The following is a 21,014-nucleotide window of genomic DNA, read 5'->3' as shown; positions in this document are numbered from 1 at the left end:
CTGATAGCAGATGTCAACCAGAAATTGACGAGTCAAACGAATAATTCTCCCTTTTTCTAGTTAAATGAGGATATACTTTCGGCAGGCCGAAAGAAGCGGCTGAATCAGCGCACGGCGTCCATGCCAGAATATCTTCTTTGCGAAAATTTCGCATCGCCTTTCTTGCATAACAATAAGCCCGGATCTGATCCGTATGAACGTTCACAGGACGAACGTCCCGCTTGCTGATTGTTCCTTTTCGATCCATATAAATGATACTGACTTTACGCCCCAGATACCGCTCCATAGCTGACATACCGCTCCTCCTCTAAATAAAAAAATAAGAACATTTGTTCCTATTATAACTCTGCAGTTTCTTTCTTGCAAGAGGAACTCACTGCCATTCTGCGGGCCGTATAGGTCCTGTTTATTTCTGGCATCTATCCCGCCTTGCAGGCAACAAAAAAACCGGACGTCCTCAGACGTGCCGGTTGCTGTAGGCCATTCGGGTATCTACCGTGATGCTTAGAACATGACCATTGGATTCATATTCGATTCCGGGGGTTTTCTGACCGTAATACCACCATTTCTCCGCTGTGTCCGCTGCCTCTTCCATGTAAAAAAGGTTCAGCTCGTCACGAAAATCAGCGATTTCCCTCGCGATATCCAGGTCAACATCGCTAACTTTGAAGCACCAGCCGCCCGCAACCCGGGATAGTTGAATCTGCCCCCCGGTCTGATCCGTATCGAGCAGCATCCGGCTTCCGACTGCGTGCTTAACATACAAACGATGATTAGAGCTCATCTGTATAACCCCTTTCCTATGCGGCGAATTCAGGGCAAATCAATTAACATGATCCGTGCACCCGTACTGCTTTCAATCAATAGAGAAGCAGTATCCGTGATACGCGCGGAATCTCTCCTGTTAAGTTCATTTACGCCATTCAACGTTACTTTTCCTTCAAGGACCATGAAAAATATACGTCTTCCTTCTGGCTGTTCAAAAGAAAGCTTTCTTCCGGGATCCAGAACCGACAAATAAAGAGTCAAGTCTTGATGAATAGAAGCAATGTTCGGACCCGCTTGCTTCTTGGAGACAACAGGCAGCAGATAATTCTTCATTTCTGCGGGATTGAATTCGGTTGTTTCGTAGGACGGGGTCAGACCCCTTTCTTCCGGGTCAAACCACATTTGCAGCAAACATACCTCTTCTTTACCCGGATTCACCTCTGAGTGAATAATACCGGTACCGGCCGTCATTCTTTGGACCCCGCCGAAGGTTGTAATGGCCCGGTGTCCCGTACTGTCCTGGTGTTCGAGCTGTCCTTCAAGAACAATCGAAACGATCTCCATCTCCCGATGCGGATGAGCGCCAAAACCTCTTCCACCTTGCACATAATCATCATTCAGAACACGCATCGGTCCAAAACGGCTGTTCTCAGGGTCATAGTATTCGCCAAACGAGAAACTGAAATGGCTGACGAGCCAGCCCAGATCCGTGGAAAAGCGCGATGCCGCGGGATAATGCCGAATCATTCATGTTCACTCTCCTTATTCAAAGATTCTTCTATGTAGATAGGTTACACTTTTAACTTACTAAATTCAAGCGGCTATAGGTTTAATCATTTGTTTCTTCTCATTTTGTCACTCTTTTGTTACCCTTCGGAAAGCATTTAAAGCTACAATATGAATTAGGACCAAGTCATAAAAAAAATCCGTTCGAACTAAACGGAAATTTTTCCAGAAAACCGTTTTGTGATGGAAAATAGAGGGTAATTAATTTTACCGGTTTTTAATTTTTATCATTTTTATTTTTCAGGTCCGCTATAATATTTTTAATTTTCTTAGGAAGCGGCAAGCCGAGCCGTCCATAATTTTCGGTAATAGAAATCAATTCATTCATAAGATAGAAGTAAATAGCCGCATTCATAATTACATCGGTCTGCATCAGCACATCTATACGATGCGACAGTAATATAACGAGCAGCATGAAGCCTTTCTTGGCCAGTCCCCAAAATCCGACATTGCTGTTAAGACCTGATTTTTCTTTCAACACAGCTGCTACGCCGGTGATATAATCAATGGCTATCGCTACAAGAAGCAGCTTAATAAGATCGGACCATCCGCCGAAAGCAAACGTAATCACAGAGGCAGCGAAAGCGGTAAGGCCCCCGGCAATCGACTGGTTCATAATTATCCCTCCTTCCTCTCTGCTATTCTATGTATCTAGCAGCGAAAGGGCACGACACTTAGCTTAGCATCTTACTTAATTTTCTAGTGAATGAACAGATTCATAGCGAAACTTTTATGAGCCCCGAATCGTTATAAGAATAAGTACAGAGACAACAAAAAACCGCCCGGTCGCACCCGGACGGCATCTAAATGAAATAGCTGAATTAGTAAGTAAAGAATAAGTACAATATTTACAGGACGCGTTTAGCTCCCACATAACGGGAACCCCAGTAAGAACTGCCTAAGCTGTCCACTGTAACACCATCGTTTGTAGCTGAAATGAACTTGTTAGATCCGACATAAATTCCGACATGTTGCATTTTGGAGTTGCTTGCAAAGAATACAAGATCACCTGGTTGCGGGCTCGAGACTTTATATCCTGCCTGTGCGTACATGCTGGCAGAGGATCTTGGTAAATCCACTCCATGCTTGTCAAACACATAGCCGACAAAACCCGAACAATCGAAACCGGATGGCGTAGTTCCACCATACACATAGCGGACGCCTTTGTATTTATTGGCTGTCGCAAGGATCGTGCTTCCCTTGGAGCTGCTGGATGTTGCTGCTTGAACAACTGGAGGTTTGGGTGCATACCACGCAGGTGCATGATATTTACCATCTTCGTTAAAAATAGCAATGGTGTTCTTATCGTCCCACTGTACGCGGATGTTCAATGAATCCGCAAGAAAACGCATCGGAACATAGACGGTGCTGTCAATAAACTGCGCTTTGCTAGGCAAAGTAATCTTCTTGCCATCCACGAGAGCTGTCTTTTCTCCCGTTGTAAAAGTGACTTTGTGTCCATTCCCATTCACCGTAAGACTCATCTGTGACCCCGAGCGTGTCCAATCTACTTTTGCTCCCAAATCTTCAGCAACAACCCGAAGCGGAATCATGAGATTACTACTGGAGTCAATAAAAGGTTTTAAACTTCCGGTATTAACTAGCGTATCGTTGACCTGAACCTTAGCGGTGCGTGCGGAGGATGCTTCGACATCAGTTGCCGACAATAAACCCGCTGTTACTACTGCGCATGAAACCACGATGCTCTGTACCCAAATCTTCAAAACTATTTTCCTCCTTGGAGCCTCCGAGGTTAGTTGACGGGTTCGGGAAGAGAGGTTCCCTAGCTAGTATAATCACACGCATTCACCCCAATGAAAAGTCCCCCGTACCGATGGCTTTGATTCATCGGATTCGGCATTTGTAGAAATTGTGTCCAATGACACTCTTCAAAAGGTTAACATAATTTACAAAGCGGAACAACCCTTTTTCTTGTGTCCATTTTTCAACAACTCCCGGATAAAATCCCTCCCGTTAATCAAAACTACTGAAAACGGACGTAAGGAGGGTGAAGAATGAAACGGCTTACAGCTGCAGCCGGATTAGCAGCAGTCCTCTTCATTAGCGCGACCGCATGCGTTCCCGTCAAAGATCCGAGCCCTCATTCTGCTGCACTCGAGCCTGATCCGAACCGGTATATTCCGCATTCCCTGACAACCGAACCTCCGGCTCCCGCTCCTTCAGCGGTTTGGCATCCCCCTGCCGGTCCTGGCAGTCCTGGAGTTCTGCCTGTCAAACCTTCCGCATCACCGGCGGCCAAGCCTCCGTCTGCATGGACTCGAAAGACACTGAAGATCCCTTTTCCAAAGAGCAGTCCCTCTGCACCATCCAAATCGGCTGTGAGAAAGCCCGCTCTTCCTGTTCAAAAGCTTCAGCAGGCGGAGCAAAGGCAGCAGGCAGCCGAGCGCAAACTTACGCTCTCAGAAATACACCATAAATATCCTTCCGTGTTCCGCCTGAGAGGTCCTTCGCGGGGCGGCAAAATAGCACTCACCTTTGATGATGGTCCGGATTTGAAATTCACGCCGCAAATTCTGGATATTCTCCGGGAGCACCGGGTAAAAGCTACTTTCTTTGTCATTGGCAGCCGTGCCAAAGCGCATCCCGAACTAATCAGACGGATGGTAAGAGAGGGGCATGTGGTAGGCAATCATTCATTCAGCCACCCTTATCTTCCCAAGCTGAGTGAAGATAAGTTTGCCGCTCAAATCATGGATACGCAGCATATACTCAAACCGCTAACCGGTTATAATCCCAAGCTGATCCGTCCTCCTTACGGAGCGATTAGCGAGGACCAGGTAAAGTGGGTCGCCAATCACCAGCTTCTCATCGTAAACTGGGATGTGGATTCCTTGGATTGGAAGGGACTTGCAAGTCATGAGGTGATTCAGAATGTTCAGGGACATGCACATGCCGGATCGGTTATTCTTCAGCACAGTGCCGGAGGCACGGAGAAACACAACCTGAGCGGAACCGTTGAGGCTCTTCCGCAATTAATCCGTCATTTTAAAGGCGAAGGTTATAAACTCGTTACAATCCCTGAGCTTCTGCAAACGACTAAAGGCAAATAAGCCGAAGAACGTTAGATGCGGACACCAAAAAGGTGAAGGAGCATTACGCTCCCTCACCCTCACCATAAACAATTATTTAAGGATATACACTTTGACGTTCTGATACCCGAAATTGTTCACTTTTTCTTTGGATCCCGGTACAAATATGTCAATTCGGTTGCCTTTAATAGCGCCCCCGATATCCGTTGCCTTAGCTATCATGCCTTTAGCCGGCAAGCCATCGAAAGAATAGCCTGTCACATACACGGTCGTTCCCAGAGGAATGACCTTAGGGTCTACCGCAATCGTTCCGACTTTCAGTTTGTTGCCGAAATAATCAAGGCCGGCGTATCCGCCGTTCTCGCTCGGGTCCGCGGAATAAGCGGACGCTTTAATGTTAAGCATGTTTTTGTATGGCATCTGCTTGCCAGCCGCTGTCGTAACGACACGGTTTGTACTTGCAGCAGCCTTCGCGGTTGCAGGTTTCTTAACCGAAGTTTTCTTCTCCGCAGACTTCGCAGACTTCTTCTCCGCCGCTTTCTTAGCGGGCTTCGCAGCACTCTTATCGGGCTCCGCCGCCTTTTGAACAGCTTTGGAAGCTTGCAGCGCAGCCGTCTTCGGTCCGGTATCAGCAACTGTCTCTACTGCCGCCAGAGCTGGAGGTGTAACAATTTCGGCTTTTAAATCCGTTAGTTGATGAAGATTAATCTCGTTTAAAATTTTCATTGTTAACCCTTGAGGGAGATCCAGCGGGTCAGCTTCCGGATTCAAAGCCAGCAGATCAAGTACATCCATCTGAACTTGTGCAGCCAAATTCCACAAAGAACTCCGCTCCGAGAGGACAATAGTCTGTGTCCCGGTCAGCAGCAAAGACGGGTCCCTGTACGCTACTTCCGAATCCAAGCTGGCGGGAAATGCTACCTCCTGCAAAGATTTGGCCAATTTCCAGTGTAAAAGACTCTCCGCCTTAGCTTTATCAGCTTTAGCTGTATCAGCAGCCCAAGACGGCACTCCCGATAAGGTTGCAACGGCTGCAAGAACAAGTACCGCGCATGTTTTTTTCCAATGATGTGTGAAATTCATAGCTGTGTGTACGCTCCTTCTCGATATTGCCTACGAGGTTAGTTGTCGGGTTCGGGCTGAGAAGTAGCCCACGCTGCTGGCAGCGTTCACCCCAATCGGATTATGAGGGCTGCTGCCCGTCTATCCGATAATAATCATCCCCCGCACCCCGGCTTCCTTGTAATCCCAAACAGAAACGAAGAGGTTTCGGCGCTATACACAAGCTATCACAGGAAAACTATCAATCAAACACACACAAAATGGTAATTTACGCATTTTCAGTTTTTTAATCTAACAGATTCTTTATAAAAACCCGGTATTCCCTAGAAAAATTCTAATGTATCTACGTACCGTTCAGGTCCGTACTGATCTTTAAGATTTAACGTTTGTTTCATCATACACTCATTCACTTTTAATCGAATTCTCATTTTGTATACCGTTTTATCTATCGTTCACAGAAGTTAAGAGGGGATCTTACTTCTGCTTTTCCTTGAGGGAAGCATAGGCGGAAGCACTTGTAGCTTCTACCGAGGGGGCTGTCTTGCCCGCCATAATCTCATCGTAAGGCCTGAAGGAGGGTCCTTCCAGGTGTTTGAATTCGTTAGGTTTGCGCAAACTTACGGCTACTGCTGCCAGAACAAGTAATCCAATCAATAAACTTAAAGCGATTCCCATGTAAAAAGCAACCTCCCTGTCCGTTCCTGTGTCTAACTGCTCCGCCGAGAACGAACTTCATATTTCCATTTTAGCAAAATCCGAGGAAATTAGTGGTAAATTATTCTATACTGTACACATAAGACTGATGGAAACCTACCTATCCTTCTGTATAAGTATAGACAGCTTCAGAGACTAATAAGTTACGGTTAATTAGTAAGTTTATAAAAAATTTCCATATAACATAAGAAAAACGGAATTTCCGACAGAGTCGGTTTCCGCTTTTGAATCCATCATTAAAATATTTTCTGCGCCTCACGCTCGCATTTCAGAATCTCTACAGCCTCTCTGAACCGCATGGAATGGATGATTTCCCTCTCTCGCAGAAACTTCAACCCATCCTGTAAATCGACGTCATCGGTTAAATCAATCAGCCACTGATAGGTCGCACGGGCTTTTTCCTCTGCCGCTATATCTTCATATAAATCAGCAATCGGATCGCCCTTGGCTTGAATATAAGCTGCAGTCCATGGCACACCAGCCGCGTTCTGATAATAGAGGGCGGAATCGTGGTTCACGTAATAATCACCGAGCCCGGCCGCTTTAAGCTGATCAGGTGTCGCATCTTTAGTCAGCTTGTAGATCATCGTCGCAATCATTTCGAGGTGCGCGAATTCCTCGGTCCCGATATCCGTCAGCAGTCCGATTACTTTGTCCGGAATCGTGTACCGCTGGTTCAAGTAGCGCAGCGCGGCAGCAAGTTCCCCGTCCGCACCCCCGTACTGTTCGATCAGCAGCTTCGCCATGTGCGGATCGCATTTGCTTACACGGACCGGGTACTGCAGCTTTTTCTCGTATATCCACATAGAAATCCTCCCTATCTTGCGCACTCCCGTGCTTGTTATAGGTGTCCTGTTTGCGTGCCTGCACACTCAAGTAAGCTTCTGCGCCCCGGTATCTATACCTGCCAAGGCCAGGGATCCTGGGCCCACCGCCAGCTGTTCTGGGGAGGGCCGCTTTGTCCGAACTGGGTAAGAGGTCCATAGGCAAGTTGGAATTCATAAGCCAGCTTTTGCCTTTTCATAGAGAAATCATTAAACTGCTGCAGGGCCGCCCGGTCCGTGGGATGAGTGTCCAGATATAAAGTCAGTTCAACCAGAACAAAATCTGCGGCCTGTAAGTCGGTGAGCATCCGGTAATAATTCTCGTCCAGCTGTATCGTCATCAATTTCTTCTCCTTTCGCCTTCAATAGTCACCGCGCTTTAGTCTCCTTATCATCTAGGATAATAATTGCTGTACAGATCGGGCCATAGTGTTCCGAGCCTCAACGCTTCATAAGGACTAAACTGCGGCAGACCCATCGGCTGAAATTGGATAAATAAATTGGGCGGCGTCACGAAAGTTTTGACACCGATAGGCGGACACGGATCAAATGGCCCTCGAAACGGGACATACACCCTGACTTCTGGATTCATCGGTCATCCTCCTTATCCGAAAAACTTTGCTTTCCGTTCCTCTTACCTTATGCATTCGCCTATGGGCGGTATAGGCGTCTGCCTAATTCACCCCTTTCATTTTTATGCCCGGATAATCCGGAACATGTATGGACGAGTTTGTGAACTTTGAACTGTCTTTCTCCTCAAAAAAGAGCCTGCCCGCCCAAGTTCCCGGGAACTTGGGGCGGACAGGCTCTTGTGCTTAACATAAAGAAAAAAATACGTTAATCCAGATTAATCTTAAACTGCAGCAGCCCTACCTGCCTCATGGTTTGAATCAGAATGATGACCAGAGGCCCCAGGAACATACCGGCAACCCCCATCAGCTCGAAGCCGACATACAGGCTGACCATAGCAGCCAAGGCGCTGATTCCCACAGAATTACTTAGAATCTTCGGTTCGATTACACGCCGGACGATGGTAATCACCACAAAGAGCAGGAAAATCTGTGTCGCCATTCCCGGATCGCCAAGCAGCAGCCTGTACAGGGCCCAAGGGATGAACACAAGACCGGTACCGATTACCGGGACGAATTCCATGAACATGACGAGAAGGGCAATCGCCAGCGGATACTCGGTCCGGATAAAGAGCAGTCCGATCAGCGTGAGCACATACGTCAGCATTGACATCATCACCTGCGCGTACATAAAGCCGAAGAGGGCCTGCCTCAGGGAAATCATCATATTCTCCACTTTCTCGCGGGAGCGGTCGTCGAATAACTGCAGCAGGGAATGTTTCATAGCAGGCAAAGAATAAGAAATCAAATAAAGAGAAATCAGATACACCACGAATAGTATCAGGAAATTCGGAATGGCCGCAGCCGCTCCGAGGAATGAATCGGACAGCATAAGAACAAATCGCTGAAAAGCCTGCGCGGCGGATGCCAGTCCATTCTCCAGCCAGAGCTGGACCTGTGTGTCGTTACTTGAGAAAAGCGTGTTCATTCTCATACGTGCATGAGAGGCGGCATCTTCCAGATAAAGGCTCGCTTCGCCGATATAAGCGGGGATTCTGCCCCACAAGTTCATGAATTCTACAAATGCCTTGGCTCCGATCAAGGAGAATAATCCCAGGGTCAGCGCAGTAAAAAGTGTACTGACTAAAGATACGGCTGTAAAACGGCCCATTCCAAGCAGCCTCATCAGAAGAGCTACTACAGGCTCGAGCAGCATGGCGGTCACAATAGCCAGCAAGAACGGCAGGCCTACCGTAAAGAGGCCATACAGCATCAAGAGCCCCAGAATCATAATCGCTGCTGTTTTCCACGACACCGGAAAGACATTCCCCCTTAATGTTCAGGGTTAACGGCGGTAGCATCTTTCTCTGTTTTGCTTTTGTTACCCAGCTTGGTAATATGGACCCGGGTGATCCGCAGACGATCCACTTCGCCCACTTCGAAGATATGGTCCCCGTACTCGATTGTGCGTCCTTTGACAGGCGCGCCTTCCAGCGTCTTGAATAACCAGCCGCCGATAGAATCCACTTCTTCGTCCTCAATCGACAAGTGAAGCAGGACATTCAGATCGGCAATGAGTGTACGTCCGTCAACGGAAGTGACATTGTCTTTCACTTCCACACCGGGACGTTCGTCATCGTCAAACTCATCATGCAGTTCACCGACGATCTCTTCAATGATATCCCCAAGCGCCAGCATCCCCGCTGTGCCGCCATACTCGTCCACCACGATGGCAAGCTGGGAGTGTTTCTTCTGCATCAGCTTGAGCACTCTGCTGATCTCCATCGATTCGGGTACGCTCAGAATCGGACGGATAAACGCCTGAAGCTCGTGATGAAGCTTGAAATCATCTGTCAACAGGTCCGTAATATGGACGAATCCGATGATCTGATCCTTATCTCCAAGAGCAACCGGATAACGGGTATGCTTCTTCTCGTTGATGAGCTTAAGGTTCTCTTCCAGCGGCTGATCCATAAATAAACAGTCCATATCCAGACGGGGAAGCATAACTTCACGGGCGATCCGATCAGAGAAATCGAAGATATTATCGAACAGCTTCATTTCATCGCGGTCAATGTGGCCGCTTCGAGTGCTCTGATACATCAATATGCGGATTTCTTCTTCCGTATGCGCAGCTTCATGCTCTGTAGCAGGCTGAACCCCGATCATTTTCAGAAGCAGGTTGGCAGCACCGTTCAAGACCCAGATTGCGGGCAGGAAGATTTTATAGAAATACATAAGAGGAGCAGAGGTCCACAAAGACACTTGATCCGGTTTGCGGATTGCAAGCGACTTCGGCGTAAGCTCCCCAAGTACAATGTGCAGAAAGGTTACGATAGAGAATGAAAGAATCAGCGATAGGGTTCCGGATAGAACCGAGTTATGCCAATTTAACATATGAAAGAAAGGTTCAATAATGAGATGGGCAATTGCCTTTTCCCCTACCCAGCCAAGACCGAGGGAGGCCAATGTAATACCAAGCTGGGTCGCAGACAAATAAGCATCGAGTTTTTTGGTAACGGCATATGCAAATTTAGCTCTTTTATTTCCTTCGCTTACATACTGCTGCAGCTTAGTTTGCCGTACTTTGACTAAAGCAAACTCCGCAGCCACGAAAAATCCGTTGAGCAGGACCAGTATCAACACTAAGGACATATTCAGAATTATTTTATCCCATTCAAATGTACTCCCCAATGTATACGTCTCCTTTGCAGCTAGAATTCTGTCGTCAGATGATTGCTTTGCGGCGGGTAAAATCTTCGCCCGGGTAATAAGAATTCGCTACGAGAAGATTCGGACCGCAGCATGCGGCCGCCGGGCAATGGCAATCGACAGTACGGCTGAGAGGGTGCTGGATCCAGCGGTCAAACACCTCTTCCAGCCGGTCATTCGATAAATTGCCTAGAGCAGGTACGTCTGCAAAATCCGTAACGTAAATGTCGCCAGTAAACATATTGACATTAAGACGGTTACGGCCGTCCGGATCGTTGCGGACCGTGACGTTCGGTTCGTTGCGCAGACGGCGAAGAAGCATCTGATCCTCCTCCGAAGAACTGCAGGCAAAGAACGGCAGCGTCCCGAGAAGAATCCACATGTCCGGATCACGACTGTCCAGAAGCCGGTGAATCGTCTCACGCATCTGGTCCAAGGAGAGAATCGGCAGATTCGATGCAAAAGAACTCGGATACATCGGATGCACTTCATGGCGTCTGCATCCCATCTCGACAATCAGCCTATGGATCTGCGCAATATGATCCTGGGTCCGGGTGTTCAGCATCGACTCCGCAGAAATGAACATGCCGCCTTTGCTTAGAGCGGCGGCGTTCTCCAGCATGCGCTCGTAGAGCCGGCTGGCCGACTTGATCCCGACAGGCCGGCCCGACCTTACAAAACCGACTTCGTGGAAATCTTCTGCATTCGTGTAATTAAACGAAATGTGCATAACATCCAGATAAGGAGCAATCCATTCATAGCGCTCCAGATCGAGTGTCAGGTTCGAATTGATTTGAGTGCGTACGCCGCGCTCATGCGCATAGCGGAGAAGCGGAACCATATAGTCTTTCACCGTTTTCACGGAAAAAGTCGGCTCCCCGCCTGTTATACTGATCGTCTCCAGGTGCTCCACCTCGTCCAGTTTACGCAGCGCATCGGCCAAGGGAAGCTTGGGTCCCTCCTGCATGACGAGCGTATCGCCCACCGCACAATGTTCACAGCGCATATTGCATAAGTTGGATACGGTAAATTCGACACTCGTTAAAGTATGGCGTCCGTACTGCCTCAGCGAACGAATCGGATCCCACGGATCATAAGAAGGTGAGAGTTCGGTCCAGGTACGGTTCATCGTTGGTTCATTAATCAATTGAGTTCACATCCGGTAACAAAATTGGGCGATCGCTAGGATCCCCCTGGTCATACCCCGCCTGTAGCGGACATATGCCCTCTATTGTACCTGATGCCGCTTAAAAATGAAATAAACCATGCTCCGCAGCCGCTTCATCAGCGAAGGAAGCAGCCCAACCCTGATTTAAGATAAGCGGGCCGGTTCTCATCAGTCCCCGGCCCTACTCCGCTCGTAATCCCCCGTCCCATCTTCTCTTCATCCGTGAGATCAGAAAACTTCTGATCAAGAATATATATAATTACCACTCGCAATTGGTCTTGAATCCGGCTCAGTGTGCCTTGGCTGAAAGCAGGCCCTCCCGTAATGAGCGCATACAGCCCCTGCCTTCCTAGTATAGGGCAGTTCATTCCTTTTTTATCAGCGATTTCCAGCCGGAAATAAACAAAAACTCCCCTAAGGGAGTTTCTGCGGACAATCTAAATCGGAATCAGGCCGGATTGATACTGGTTATCATAATGGATAATTGCTTGGACAAATCGACCTCATAAGGAACTTTGAGCGGTTCCCTCTGCTGATTCTCGATAATGCGGACTACCGGCCGCTGCGGCATAGAGGCATTCAAATCTACGACAACCCCAATATCGCCCGTGCACAGAGACACCGTTACCCCCAGCGGGTAAATCGCCACCTTGTCCCGGAACAAATTCACCATATCCGGATCATACAGAGTGTTGGCGCCGCCCATAATCACTTCTAATGCCTCATGAGGCAGCAACGCCGGCCGGTACACCCGGTGGGTAGTCAGAGCATCGTAGGAATCCACCATCGCGATCCATTTCGCATACGGGTGGATTTCATCCCCTTTGATACCGCGGGGATACCCGCTTCCGTTCATGCGTTCATGATGCTGGAAGGCACAATGCGCAGACAGCAGGGGAATGTTAGGTTCCTCTTTGAGGATCCGATACCCGTAGACGGTATGGTTCTGCATCTCGGAGAATTCCGAATCCGATAATTGAGTCGGTTTGCACAGGATCTCATCCGGTATTTGCGTCTTGCCTATATCGTGGAGCAAGGCACCCAGCCCCAAAGTCATTAATTCATCCTTCCCGTAACCATGACTCATCCCGAGCATGGTGGCATACATACAGACATTAAGTGAATGCTGATACAAATAGTTGTCCTTGATCTGGATGTCAGACAGCATAATCATCGCGTCGCCGTGCCTGGACAAATCTTCAATCAGACCGTCCATATGCATACGGAACGTTTTGCCGAAATGATGATAACTCGCTAATGATGATCTGCGTCCCGGATCGTTCGCCAGTTTGCGGAACGAACTCCGGATTTCTCTGAGAAGCTTATTCTTGTTCTCCTCGGAAATCAGCTCTACGTGAACGATATCGTCCGTTAAGGAATCCTGAATATACAGGTAGTTAATTCCATGGCGATTCAGGCGGTCCAGGAGCGGCTGCGTCAACTCGACACCTTCAGCCAGCAGTACCATACCTTGTTCATTATAAATGTGCTTGCCCAGCTTCATACCGGCACGGCACATGCTGATGGGAAAAAGCCGCATAGTATTCGTAACCCCACGTTTCTGGAATGTTTCTCTCTATTCTCTTACTGTATAAGATATTTTTGGAAAGAGCAATACAAAAACCGCGTTTTTTCGACGCGGTTCACGGCCCTCACACAAAATAGTCAAATGATGTATAAATAAACGATAAAAATTGTGGCTAATGCAAACCGGTAATAGGAGAAATAGGTCAGTTTCATGCGCTGCACAAACCGGATAAACGTAACGATTGCCAGCAGAGCGACAAGGAAGGAAACAACAAATCCCGTCAAGAAGAAAAGGATATCATCCGCCGTAAAATTCTTGTAGCTTTTGAGCAGCGAATAAGAACTGGCGGCAAACATAATCGGTACGGCCATAATGAAAGTAAAATCCGCCCCCGCCTTACGGCTGACGCCGTGCAGCATGCCTCCCGCCATCGTGGCTCCCGAACGCGAGAAGCCTGGAATCAGCACAGCCAGACATTGATACAGCCCGATAAGTAAGGCTTGACGGAGCGATATACCATCCATGTCTTCGACAACAGGAGCTGTATTACGGTCCATTTTCTTCTCTGCCACAATCATCAGGATACCGCCGAGAATAAGCGATACGACAACCGTGTGCGGTGAGAATAAGTAGGTCTCGATCAGATCATCAAATAAAAAGGCAATCAGCATAGCCGGCACAATTCCGAGCAGAATGTGAACCAGCGAAAGTCTGGACTCTCCCGCCTTTACGGCAACAGGCTCACGATCTATTCCGATAATACGGAGAATACGTCTCCAGTACACAATGACAACAGCCAGTATCGCTCCGAGCTGAATCACGATGGTAAAAGTCTTCATCAGCGGTTCATCTTCATTGACTCCCAGCAAAGACTGGGCCAGAATCATGTGTCCGGTTGAGGAAACCGGAAGAAATTCCGTCAGTCCCTCAATAATTCCGATAATCGCGGCAATCCACAGACTGTACATAGGCTCCCCCTAGCAATTCGGGCGGGATTTGATAGTCCGACTTGTTGCCGGCCGGCAAGTCACGCGCCCCTATTCGTATCTAAAGTAGGCTTACAATGGAACAAGAACCCGGACAAGATGGCAGCCGGTATTCGCCTGTCCTCGGATGCTGGCAGCATTGCAGCCGGCATCTTCATTCCTGCAGCGGCTGTTTACCGGCAAAGGGATACCACCTTGGCTCTTCCGCTTCTTCCAAATGCTCCCCTAACCGCAGCTCCTCACGAAGGATATCCCGCAGAAGTTCCGGCAGCAGATACTCCACATCGCTGCCTTCGCTCAGAGACATGTAGCCGACGCCGAAAGTAAACATGTCGATCATGCCGACGCTATAAATCCGGCGGTCTTCGAGCGGCTCATCCCCGATGAACGCTTCCGTGATCCGGTTCATCGGTTCACCTTCCGGATCGTAACGGACCGTCATTCCATCGATACAGAGCATGCCAAGCACTTCTCCGCGGAAGCCGTAGCCGCGGATCGGCTTCTCTTGAAATTCCGGCAGCAGCGACTCCTCCAGAGCCTGCCGCAGCTTATCTCCCGCCAGCTTAACGCGGCAGGGGTTAATAGGGCCGGGACAGATGGCGAGAAGATGGCCCAGCGTGACAGGTCCTGCCGCAAGCCCGCGCAGGAGCTGTCCGGCGTTGACCAGCCCGATCTCGGCGCTCATCCAGCGGCGCAGCGCGGACGCAAGCAGGTTGCCGAGCGCGGACTCCCGGTACCAGTCAAGCTCCAGAGGACCGGCCAGCTCCGCCACATGAATATCCAGAGCACGCCTGCCAAGCTCCATATTGCGGCTAAGAATTTCGTGGATGACCGGATCATCTTCCCATTCGGACATCGGGTGTACGCGCCCGCTCATCCGGAGTATTCGCCGCTGAGTCAAATCGACCTCTACTTTCACTTCACCGGCGTAGTTCCCGTACTTCCCCGCTGCACATACCAGCGTATTTCGGATAAGAAGAGGCTCCTCCAGCAAATGGTGCGTATGGGCGCCGAGAATCACGTCAATCCCGTCGATTTCCTCCGCAAGACGCTCGTCGTACCGAATCCCCAAATGAGACAGGACAATAAGCACATCGCACTGCGGACGGAGCTTATCGACCCACCAGGCTGCCGATTCCATCGGATCGCGGACATCCCAGCCGAGGAGCTGGTAATAATCAGTAAATGCGACTGTGAGGCCGATGAGCCCGACAGTCAGCTCTCCTTTACGGATAAGATGGTAAGGGAGCATCCATCCCGGCGTCTTCCCTGTAAGGGTATCCTCGATGTTGCTTCCGATAACCGGAAAAAGGGCGTGCTTCTCGAATAGCTCTCTAAGCGATTCATGATCGTAGGTCAGCCCTTCATTGTTGCCCGGCACCATCGCCTCGTAACCTGTAGCGTTCATCACTTCTATGTTGGCGGAACCGTTCGTACCTTCTGTTTCGAGGCGCATCCGGTCCATGTGATCGCCAATATCGAGCGTCAATATAGCTTCGCCTGCATAGCGGCGTTTCAGTTCTTTGAAGCAAGAGGCTATCTTAGGCATCTGCTCAAAATGACTATGCAGGTCATTCGTATGAAGAATCCGTAAAGTCTGTGTCGATTGATGGTTTATGGTCATCCTCTCACCTCCGCTGGAAAGCCTGTCTCTTTTAAAAATATGCACTTCGGACTGTTGTTATGTAAGATTCGCCGCAAGACACTGTTAGCCTGATTATATCATTTTCATCAAATCGTATGATATGCTAGTTGTAAAAGCAAGTTGCGGGAGTGTGAGCGTTCATGACGTTTCGAATACGTCTTTTTGCAGGTCTGGCCGATGTGCTCGGCAGGCCTTTTGTCGATCTGTCTATAGATGAGAAGACAACTGGCGGGAGTGATACCGTCCAGGTACGGCAGCTGCTGGAAGAAATGATTCGCCAGTATCCGGAAGCGGGATCCCTGCTGACCCACTGCTTCCTAGCCAAGAATCATATTTACGCTGCACCCGAAGAAACGGTTGCCGTAACGGACGAGCTTGCCCTGATCCCGCCGGTATCAGGCGGCAGCGGCAGAGATGGAGGGGCCAATACGGAGCAAAGGGCTGCGGAAGACTCTTCCCCCTATGCGCTGACCCGCAGCCCCATTGATGCGGACCAAGTCGCAGCCAGGACGGCTCATCCCGACTGCGGAGCCACTCTCCTCTTCATCGGCACGACACGAGAGCATACGGATGGGCAGCGTACGGTCCTGCTGGAATACGAGGCATACGAGCCCATGGCCCTTAATACCATGAGAACGATCGGCGAGGAGATCGCCGGACGCTGGCCGGGAGCATGCTGTGCTATGACCCACCGCCTGGGCCCTGTTGCAATAGGCGAAAGCAGCCTTGTCATTGCGGTTTCAACGCCTCACCGGGCGGCGTGTTACGAAGCCAGCCGCTATGCGATCGAGCGAGTGAAACAGATTCTTCCGGTTTGGAAAAAAGAGATTCATGAAGACGGTTCCCAGTGGAAAGGGTATGCATCCGGAGAATGGAATCCGCTTGACCCGCTCCTGTAAGAACAAGATGTGCGACCAGCATAGGCATGGTTAGTTTGGAGCGCATGGAGCAGCAGACTGCATGAGATACAGTACGTACGGTACGTTCAACATATTCAAATACAAATGAGATACAGTACGCACGGTACGTACTTTATAATAAAATACAAATTAAATACAGTACACACGGTACGTACTTAATAATCAAATACAAATGAAAGACCGCGGCAAACGTGCCGTATATCATGTCATTTCTATAGTAGAAAGGAATGAGGATTGTGCAACTTCCTCCTGATGAAATCAAACCTGAGACGGTCCCGTCCAGATATTCGCGCCATGTGCTGTTCAAGCCCGTAGGCGAGAGAGGCCAGCGTACGCTGAGTCAATCTCGCGTTGCGATCGTCGGCCTCGGCGCCCTCGGCACCGTCCTTGCGAACCACATGGTTCGCGCCGGAGTAGGCTATGTGCGCCTGATCGACCGCGACTTCGTCGAGGAGAGCAATCTGCAGCGGCAGATGCTCTACGACGAAGAAGATGTGCGCCAGGCGCAGCCCAAAGCCGCAGCCGCGGCAGCAAAGCTTGCGCGGATCAACTCGCTCGTCGACATCGAAGCGCATGTCGGCGATCTCAATCCCTTGAATGCCGATGACCTGCTGACAGGCGTTGATCTGATTCTGGACGGGACGGATAATTTCTCCGTCCGCTTCCTGATCAACGACGTCAGCGTGAAATACGGCATTCCGTGGATCTACGGCGGCGCCGTCGCTTCACGCGGCGTATCGCTTGCGATCGTGCCCGGCCAGACGCCCTGCCTGCGCTGCCTGTTCGGCGCAGCACCGGCTCACGGCGCGGCGGATACGTGCGACACCGCCGGCGTGATCGGCCCGATCATTCATATGGTCGCTTCCTATCAGGCGACCGAGGCCATGAAACTCCTGATCGGGGACCATGAGCATCTCAACCGCCGCATGCAGCAGTGGGACCTCTGGTACAACCAGTATTCGTCGGTTGATGTAGCCGGTGCGCGCAAGCAGGATTGTCCCGCATGCGCGCACCGGAAGTTCGATTACCTCGATGCCGAAATCGAGGGTGAAACCATCCAGACGCTATGCGGCCGCGACTCTGTCCAGATCCTTCCCGTCCAGGCATCCTTTCTTACACTGGACCAGTGGGAGCAGCGCTTATCGCCGCTGGGCGGAGTCAGCCGTAACCGCTTCCTGCTCCGTTTCCATCCGAGCGATGAAGTGACGCTGGTGATTTTTCCCGACGGGAGAGTGCTAGTTCAAGGGGTCAGCGACCCCGCAGCGGCCAAAACTTTATACAGCCGGTATATCGGCATGTAAGACCCGGACAGCGTGTCCTCCTGAATTTGCCAGGAGACCGCTGTCTTTTTAATGGGAATGTATGTAATTGTGATGCCTCTCTCCTGCTGATTTCCTGTATATGGAGTTGCGGAAAACAGATTGGGACAGCAGTCCGCACTCCCCGCCAATTTCTTCGTATAATAGTTTCTTCATTAAATAGCCTTAATTCTCAAAATAGCCTTTATTCTCATGTTTTTTTTCCGCGTTTTCCCTTCTGAACCTCTCTCTTTTCTTAGGTCGCTTAGCATGAAATAATTCCGGAAATTGGAAGAGGTTTCATTGCAAGAACGCCGTCTTTGCTGATATTATAAAGAAGATTGAGAATTTTTGGGAAAAAGGTGAATGAATTCAATGAGAATTCATATAGCAGAACTTCAGGTGGGTGACCGGCTCACCCATGATACGTTCAATTCCGTTGGATTGAACATCTTACCAGCCAATACACAAGTGGACGAGTTCGATATCCTTAAATTAAGCAAGCATCAAATTGAATATGTCGATATTGAATCACGTCCGCTGCCCGAGAATCCTCTGCAGGATGAAAGCCCCGCCGCACCGGAAATCTTTCGTCATGAAGAATCGTTTCAAACTGCCATTAACGGTATCAAAGATCTGTTCGCAGACGTTATGAATTCCGGAAAAATAGAAGAGGAGACCGTCAACAAGCATTTTGCTCCTCTGATCACTACAGTTAGGGAAGAGAAGGACGTCGTCAATCTTCTGCTCTGTCTCGATAGCCGCGATGATTATACATACCAGCACAGTGTGCAAGTAGGCATTCTTTCTTATTTTATCGCACTTTGGCTGGGGAACTCCGAGGAGGAGGCACATAAGATCGGCCGGGCCGGGTACCTTCACGATATCGGGAAATGCAAGATTGATTTCGATATGCTGCAGAAAGCCGGTAAGCTGAGCGAAGAGGAGTTCAATGAGATGCGCAAGCATACGGTTTACGGGTATGATATCATCCGTAAGTCGATCGGCGAAGAACTGCCTGCTCTCGTCGCTTTACAGCATCATGAGCGCATGAATGGCTCCGGCTATCCGTTAGGGAAAACGGCGGAATCCATCCACCCTGCCGCCAAGATTGTAGCGGTAGCCGATGTGTACAGCGCTATGATCAGCAATCGTTCTTACCAGCAGAAGAAAGACCAGCTCTACGTATTGAAAGAACTTCATAGAATGAGCTTCGGGGAACTGGATGCGGAAGCGGTGCATGTATTTATCGCCAGCATGATTCCTAACTTCATCGGTAAAAAAGCCTCCCTCTCGGATGGCAGTTCCGGAATTATCGTAATGACTTTCCCGAATGACTTTTTCCGTCCGCTAGTCCAGGTTGATGAAGAATTTATCGATCTGACTCATCGTCCGGATCTGGAAATCATCTCTATCTCTATTCACTAGAACTACTCGGATTCAAATTATACAGCCGCCGTCTCTTCTCCAGGAGCCGTTCGGCTGTTTTGTGTTACACTAATTCATATCCGCTGTATAATGTGCTGGATAAATTTCCAGCTTTGAGCACACGTTATTCTAATCCCGACAGAAAGGTGGGTTTTCCCTTGGAGCAAGATGATAAGAAAGAGGCCTCCCCCCATCATCAGCAGGAAACCTCTAGTCATTCGGGAGAGCGTCAAAGAGCGGCGACGGTTAACCAGCCCCGCTCCGGAGAACTCGGCTACCCCAGCAGCCTGACCGGGACCCGTTCTGAACCTCTCGAAGATGAAGAGCCAGGTTTGCCCGTTTCACCGGGTATATCTGGTATATCCGCCAGACCGGATGTAACGGGCACCTCGGCACGATTGGAGTCTCCCGTCCCTGCAGCACGACCATCCCGGTTCAGCTCTGTCTTCGCCTTCATTAGCGGATTGCTTGCGTGCCTGTTCAGTCTGCTGCTCGTGACTATCCCTCTCGGGCTGCTTTTTGGCTTCGCCGCCCTGATTAGCGGGTTCATAGCTTGGCGTCGTTACCGCCGCACCTCCGGCCTGGTTTTGTCTCTTTTCTCTTTTCTGATCGCTGCGGTATGGATTGCAGGCTTTGTTGTTCCGCTTGCGGCAGATCCTACTATCCGCGTTCATATCCCCTATTTGTAACTGCATCACCCTGTGACTATGGAGAAAATAAAAAAAAGCAGCCACATCTTTAACAAGTTGTGGCTGCTTTTTGTTCGATGTTGTACCTGCTTGTAACCTTTTTATACCTTTATACCTTTATACCTGCACATTTTACAAATAGGTTCAAGGAATAAATAGGTAAATGGAGTACTTTTTTTACAAATCCTGCGATAGTCTTACCATATCCCTTACCTGAATACCATTCTCGTATATTTCTTCCGGATAATGACGGATAAAAAAATCACGATCAATCCCCGTCATTCTGAACCCGCACTTCTGGTACAAGGCAAGCTGATCCACACTCGAATTTCCCGTTCCGACTTCAATCGTTCTATAGCCTGAATCCCTGGCTTGCTTAACCGCATGGTTAACAAGGTTCTTCCCCACGCCTTGGCCTTGATACTCTTCAGCTACTGCAACATTCACCAATTCAATCGTTTCGGGTCTTGTCGGCAGCAGCACATATTCGCCTATTACCGTCTCTTTCATAAGCGCGATAAAGCATTGTCCTCTCCGCAGATACTCTTCTACAATTACTTCAGACGGGTCGGCCGAGAGGAGCAGATCCATAGGGGGCTGCTCGCCGGCAGCCAATTGTCTTATTCTCATAGATTGTTCAAACTCCTTTGTAAAAAGCAAGCATGCTATGTAGAAAATCATGCCCGGGAAAACCGGGCACGCAGGATATTAGAGGTCATTGCTCCAAAATTAACGGATCTTTCATCTAATCTTATCTTAACGATTGGAGGGTATCAAGGTAAGCTGCCTTATTTAAGATGGCGGAATGCAGCAGACGGATTCTAGCTTCCCGGGACCGTTGCCGCCCATTTTATTGATACCTTAATA

General features: G+C 49.3%; 22 protein-coding genes and 2 riboswitches. Of the genes, 5 read left to right on the top strand and 17 right to left on the bottom strand.

What is annotated here, in order from left to right; genetic code table 11:
* Positions 1 to 13: 13 nt before the first annotated feature.
* The 5 genes from EDM21_RS15260 to EDM21_RS15240 all read right to left on the bottom strand — a co-directional run bounded on the left by EDM21_RS15260 (position 14) and on the right by EDM21_RS15240 (position 3,278).
* On the bottom strand, positions 14 to 295 hold the full coding sequence (locus EDM21_RS15260) for a WYL domain-containing protein (RefSeq protein WP_157336738.1): 282 nt from the start codon (positions 293 to 295) through the stop codon (positions 14 to 16).
* 162 nt (positions 296 to 457) lie between these two features.
* Positions 458 to 784: a hypothetical protein gene (locus EDM21_RS15255; RefSeq protein WP_068773490.1), complete on the bottom strand. Its 327-nt coding sequence runs from the start codon at positions 782 to 784 to the stop codon at positions 458 to 460.
* A 29-nt stretch (positions 785 to 813) separates the two neighbouring features.
* Entirely contained in the window at positions 814 to 1,515 is a 702-nt protein-coding gene (locus EDM21_RS15250; protein ID WP_157336735.1) for a pirin family protein, read from the bottom strand.
* Positions 1,516 to 1,771: 256 nt separating this feature from the next.
* Positions 1,772 to 2,170 carry a phage holin family protein gene (locus EDM21_RS15245; protein ID WP_157336733.1) on the bottom strand — a complete coding sequence of 133 codons (399 nt, stop codon included), beginning with the start codon at positions 2,168 to 2,170 and terminating at the stop codon, positions 1,772 to 1,774.
* A gap of 232 nt (positions 2,171 to 2,402) precedes the next feature.
* Positions 2,403 to 3,278 carry a C40 family peptidase gene (locus EDM21_RS15240; RefSeq protein WP_157336731.1) on the bottom strand — a complete coding sequence of 292 codons (876 nt, stop codon included), beginning with the start codon at positions 3,276 to 3,278 and terminating at the stop codon, positions 2,403 to 2,405.
* A 3-nt stretch (positions 3,279 to 3,281) separates the two neighbouring features.
* Positions 3,282 to 3,424: riboswitch (cyclic di-AMP (ydaO/yuaA leader) on the bottom strand.
* A gap of 145 nt (positions 3,425 to 3,569) precedes the next feature.
* On the opposite strand from EDM21_RS15240, the gene EDM21_RS15235 reads away from it, so the two are divergent.
* Complete coding sequence (locus EDM21_RS15235) at positions 3,570 to 4,625, top strand: polysaccharide deacetylase family protein (RefSeq protein ID WP_157336729.1); 1,056 nt, start codon at positions 3,570 to 3,572, stop codon at positions 4,623 to 4,625.
* 72 nt (positions 4,626 to 4,697) lie between these two features.
* On the opposite strand, the gene EDM21_RS15230 is transcribed toward EDM21_RS15235, so the two are convergent.
* The 11 genes from EDM21_RS15230 to EDM21_RS15180 form a co-directional block, all read right to left on the bottom strand.
* Positions 4,698 to 5,687, bottom strand: a complete 990-nt coding sequence (locus tag EDM21_RS15230; protein ID WP_157336727.1) for a 3D domain-containing protein — start codon at positions 5,685 to 5,687, stop codon at positions 4,698 to 4,700.
* A 12-nt stretch (positions 5,688 to 5,699) separates the two neighbouring features.
* Positions 5,700 to 5,889, bottom strand: a riboswitch (cyclic di-AMP (ydaO/yuaA leader).
* Between the two features lie 251 nt (positions 5,890 to 6,140).
* Positions 6,141 to 6,341, bottom strand: coding sequence for a hypothetical protein (locus EDM21_RS15225; protein ID WP_157336725.1), 201 nt, complete (start codon positions 6,339 to 6,341; stop codon positions 6,141 to 6,143).
* Positions 6,342 to 6,616: 275 nt separating this feature from the next.
* Positions 6,617 to 7,186: a manganese catalase family protein gene (locus EDM21_RS15220; protein ID WP_068773483.1), complete on the bottom strand. Its 570-nt coding sequence runs from the start codon at positions 7,184 to 7,186 to the stop codon at positions 6,617 to 6,619.
* Positions 7,187 to 7,278: 92 nt separating this feature from the next.
* Complete coding sequence (locus EDM21_RS15215; RefSeq protein WP_157336723.1) at positions 7,279 to 7,545, bottom strand: spore coat protein CotJB; 267 nt, start codon at positions 7,543 to 7,545, stop codon at positions 7,279 to 7,281.
* Positions 7,546 to 7,595: 50 nt separating this feature from the next.
* Positions 7,596 to 7,796 (bottom strand): spore coat associated protein CotJA, encoded by a 201-nt coding sequence (locus EDM21_RS15210; protein WP_157336721.1) that lies wholly within the window; start codon positions 7,794 to 7,796, stop codon positions 7,596 to 7,598.
* A 245-nt stretch (positions 7,797 to 8,041) separates the two neighbouring features.
* Complete coding sequence (gene ytvI / locus EDM21_RS15205) at positions 8,042 to 9,088, bottom strand: sporulation integral membrane protein YtvI (protein ID WP_166542028.1); 1,047 nt, start codon at positions 9,086 to 9,088, stop codon at positions 8,042 to 8,044.
* 17 nt (positions 9,089 to 9,105) lie between these two features.
* Positions 9,106 to 10,428, bottom strand: coding sequence for a hemolysin family protein (locus tag EDM21_RS15200; protein ID WP_201280799.1), 1,323 nt, complete (start codon positions 10,426 to 10,428; stop codon positions 9,106 to 9,108).
* A 73-nt stretch (positions 10,429 to 10,501) separates the two neighbouring features.
* Positions 10,502 to 11,614 (bottom strand): radical SAM/CxCxxxxC motif protein YfkAB, encoded by a 1,113-nt coding sequence (gene yfkAB, locus EDM21_RS15195; protein ID WP_157336895.1) that lies wholly within the window; start codon positions 11,612 to 11,614, stop codon positions 10,502 to 10,504.
* A gap of 487 nt (positions 11,615 to 12,101) precedes the next feature.
* Positions 12,102 to 13,193: an HD-GYP domain-containing protein gene (locus EDM21_RS15190; protein ID WP_166542027.1), complete on the bottom strand. Its 1,092-nt coding sequence runs from the start codon at positions 13,191 to 13,193 to the stop codon at positions 12,102 to 12,104.
* Positions 13,194 to 13,318: 125 nt separating this feature from the next.
* The gene (locus EDM21_RS15185; protein ID WP_157336717.1) at positions 13,319 to 14,149 is read right to left on the bottom strand and encodes an undecaprenyl-diphosphate phosphatase; all 831 of its coding nucleotides are present in this window, start codon (positions 14,147 to 14,149) and stop codon (positions 13,319 to 13,321) included.
* 172 nt (positions 14,150 to 14,321) lie between these two features.
* Positions 14,322 to 15,791, bottom strand: a complete 1,470-nt coding sequence (locus EDM21_RS15180; protein WP_157336715.1) for a bifunctional metallophosphatase/5'-nucleotidase — start codon at positions 15,789 to 15,791, stop codon at positions 14,322 to 14,324.
* Between the two features lie 161 nt (positions 15,792 to 15,952).
* On the opposite strand from EDM21_RS15180, the gene EDM21_RS15175 reads away from it, so the two are divergent.
* The 4 genes from EDM21_RS15175 to EDM21_RS15160 all read left to right on the top strand — a co-directional run bounded on the left by EDM21_RS15175 (position 15,953) and on the right by EDM21_RS15160 (position 20,147).
* Positions 15,953 to 16,711, top strand: coding sequence for a molybdenum cofactor biosynthesis protein (locus EDM21_RS15175; protein WP_157336713.1), 759 nt, complete (start codon positions 15,953 to 15,955; stop codon positions 16,709 to 16,711).
* Between the two features lie 248 nt (positions 16,712 to 16,959).
* Positions 16,960 to 18,033 carry a ThiF family adenylyltransferase gene (locus EDM21_RS15170; RefSeq protein ID WP_157336711.1) on the top strand — a complete coding sequence of 358 codons (1,074 nt, stop codon included), beginning with the start codon at positions 16,960 to 16,962 and terminating at the stop codon, positions 18,031 to 18,033.
* A gap of 372 nt (positions 18,034 to 18,405) precedes the next feature.
* Positions 18,406 to 19,458: an HD-GYP domain-containing protein gene (locus tag EDM21_RS15165; protein ID WP_157336709.1), complete on the top strand. Its 1,053-nt coding sequence runs from the start codon at positions 18,406 to 18,408 to the stop codon at positions 19,456 to 19,458.
* A 158-nt stretch (positions 19,459 to 19,616) separates the two neighbouring features.
* A complete protein-coding gene (locus EDM21_RS15160; RefSeq protein ID WP_157336707.1) occupies positions 19,617 to 20,147 on the top strand; it encodes an SUR7/PalI family protein in 531 nt (176 codons plus the stop codon).
* 177 nt (positions 20,148 to 20,324) lie between these two features.
* On the opposite strand, the gene EDM21_RS15155 is transcribed toward EDM21_RS15160, so the two are convergent.
* Complete coding sequence (locus tag EDM21_RS15155; protein ID WP_157336705.1) at positions 20,325 to 20,777, bottom strand: GNAT family N-acetyltransferase; 453 nt, start codon at positions 20,775 to 20,777, stop codon at positions 20,325 to 20,327.
* Between the last annotated feature and the right edge of the window lie 237 nt (positions 20,778 to 21,014).

Source organism: Paenibacillus lutrae, from assembly GCF_009757775.1.
GTDB classification, from domain to species: Bacteria; Bacillota; Bacilli; order Paenibacillales; family NBRC-103111; genus Paenibacillus_F; species Paenibacillus_F lutrae.
Note: the sequence above shows the minus strand (reverse complement) of the source record. Positions and strands in the feature narration are given on the sequence as shown.

Coding starts and splice junctions, on each gene's coding strand:
- EDM21_RS15190 (WP_166542027.1), bottom strand. CDS start 13,193: ATGCGGCTTTTTCCCATCAGCATGTGCCGTGCCGGTATGAAGCTGGGC.
- yfkAB (WP_157336895.1), bottom strand. CDS start 11,614: ATGAACCGTACCTGGACCGAACTCTCACCTTCTTATGATCCGTGGGAT.
- EDM21_RS15230 (WP_157336727.1), bottom strand. CDS start 5,687: ATGAATTTCACACATCATTGGAAAAAAACATGCGCGGTACTTGTTCTT.
- EDM21_RS15235 (WP_157336729.1), top strand. CDS start 3,570: ATGAAACGGCTTACAGCTGCAGCCGGATTAGCAGCAGTCCTCTTCATT.
- EDM21_RS15245 (WP_157336733.1), bottom strand. CDS start 2,170: ATGAACCAGTCGATTGCCGGGGGCCTTACCGCTTTCGCTGCCTCTGTG.
- EDM21_RS15170 (WP_157336711.1), top strand. CDS start 16,960: ATGAGGATTGTGCAACTTCCTCCTGATGAAATCAAACCTGAGACGGTC.
- EDM21_RS15180 (WP_157336715.1), bottom strand. CDS start 15,791: ATGACCATAAACCATCAATCGACACAGACTTTACGGATTCTTCATACG.
- EDM21_RS15260 (WP_157336738.1), bottom strand. CDS start 295: ATGTCAGCTATGGAGCGGTATCTGGGGCGTAAAGTCAGTATCATTTAT.
- EDM21_RS15250 (WP_157336735.1), bottom strand. CDS start 1,515: ATGATTCGGCATTATCCCGCGGCATCGCGCTTTTCCACGGATCTGGGC.
- EDM21_RS15165 (WP_157336709.1), top strand. CDS start 18,406: ATGAGAATTCATATAGCAGAACTTCAGGTGGGTGACCGGCTCACCCAT.
- EDM21_RS15215 (WP_157336723.1), bottom strand. CDS start 7,545: ATGACGATACAGCTGGACGAGAATTATTACCGGATGCTCACCGACTTA.
- EDM21_RS15185 (WP_157336717.1), bottom strand. CDS start 14,149: ATGTACAGTCTGTGGATTGCCGCGATTATCGGAATTATTGAGGGACTG.
- EDM21_RS15225 (WP_157336725.1), bottom strand. CDS start 6,341: ATGGGAATCGCTTTAAGTTTATTGATTGGATTACTTGTTCTGGCAGCA.
- EDM21_RS15220 (WP_068773483.1), bottom strand. CDS start 7,186: ATGTGGATATACGAGAAAAAGCTGCAGTACCCGGTCCGTGTAAGCAAA.
- EDM21_RS15210 (WP_157336721.1), bottom strand. CDS start 7,796: ATGAATCCAGAAGTCAGGGTGTATGTCCCGTTTCGAGGGCCATTTGAT.
- EDM21_RS15155 (WP_157336705.1), bottom strand. CDS start 20,777: ATGAGAATAAGACAATTGGCTGCCGGCGAGCAGCCCCCTATGGATCTG.
- EDM21_RS15200 (WP_201280799.1), bottom strand. CDS start 10,428: ATGTCCTTAGTGTTGATACTGGTCCTGCTCAACGGATTTTTCGTGGCT.
- EDM21_RS15255 (WP_068773490.1), bottom strand. CDS start 784: ATGAGCTCTAATCATCGTTTGTATGTTAAGCACGCAGTCGGAAGCCGG.
- EDM21_RS15175 (WP_157336713.1), top strand. CDS start 15,953: ATGACGTTTCGAATACGTCTTTTTGCAGGTCTGGCCGATGTGCTCGGC.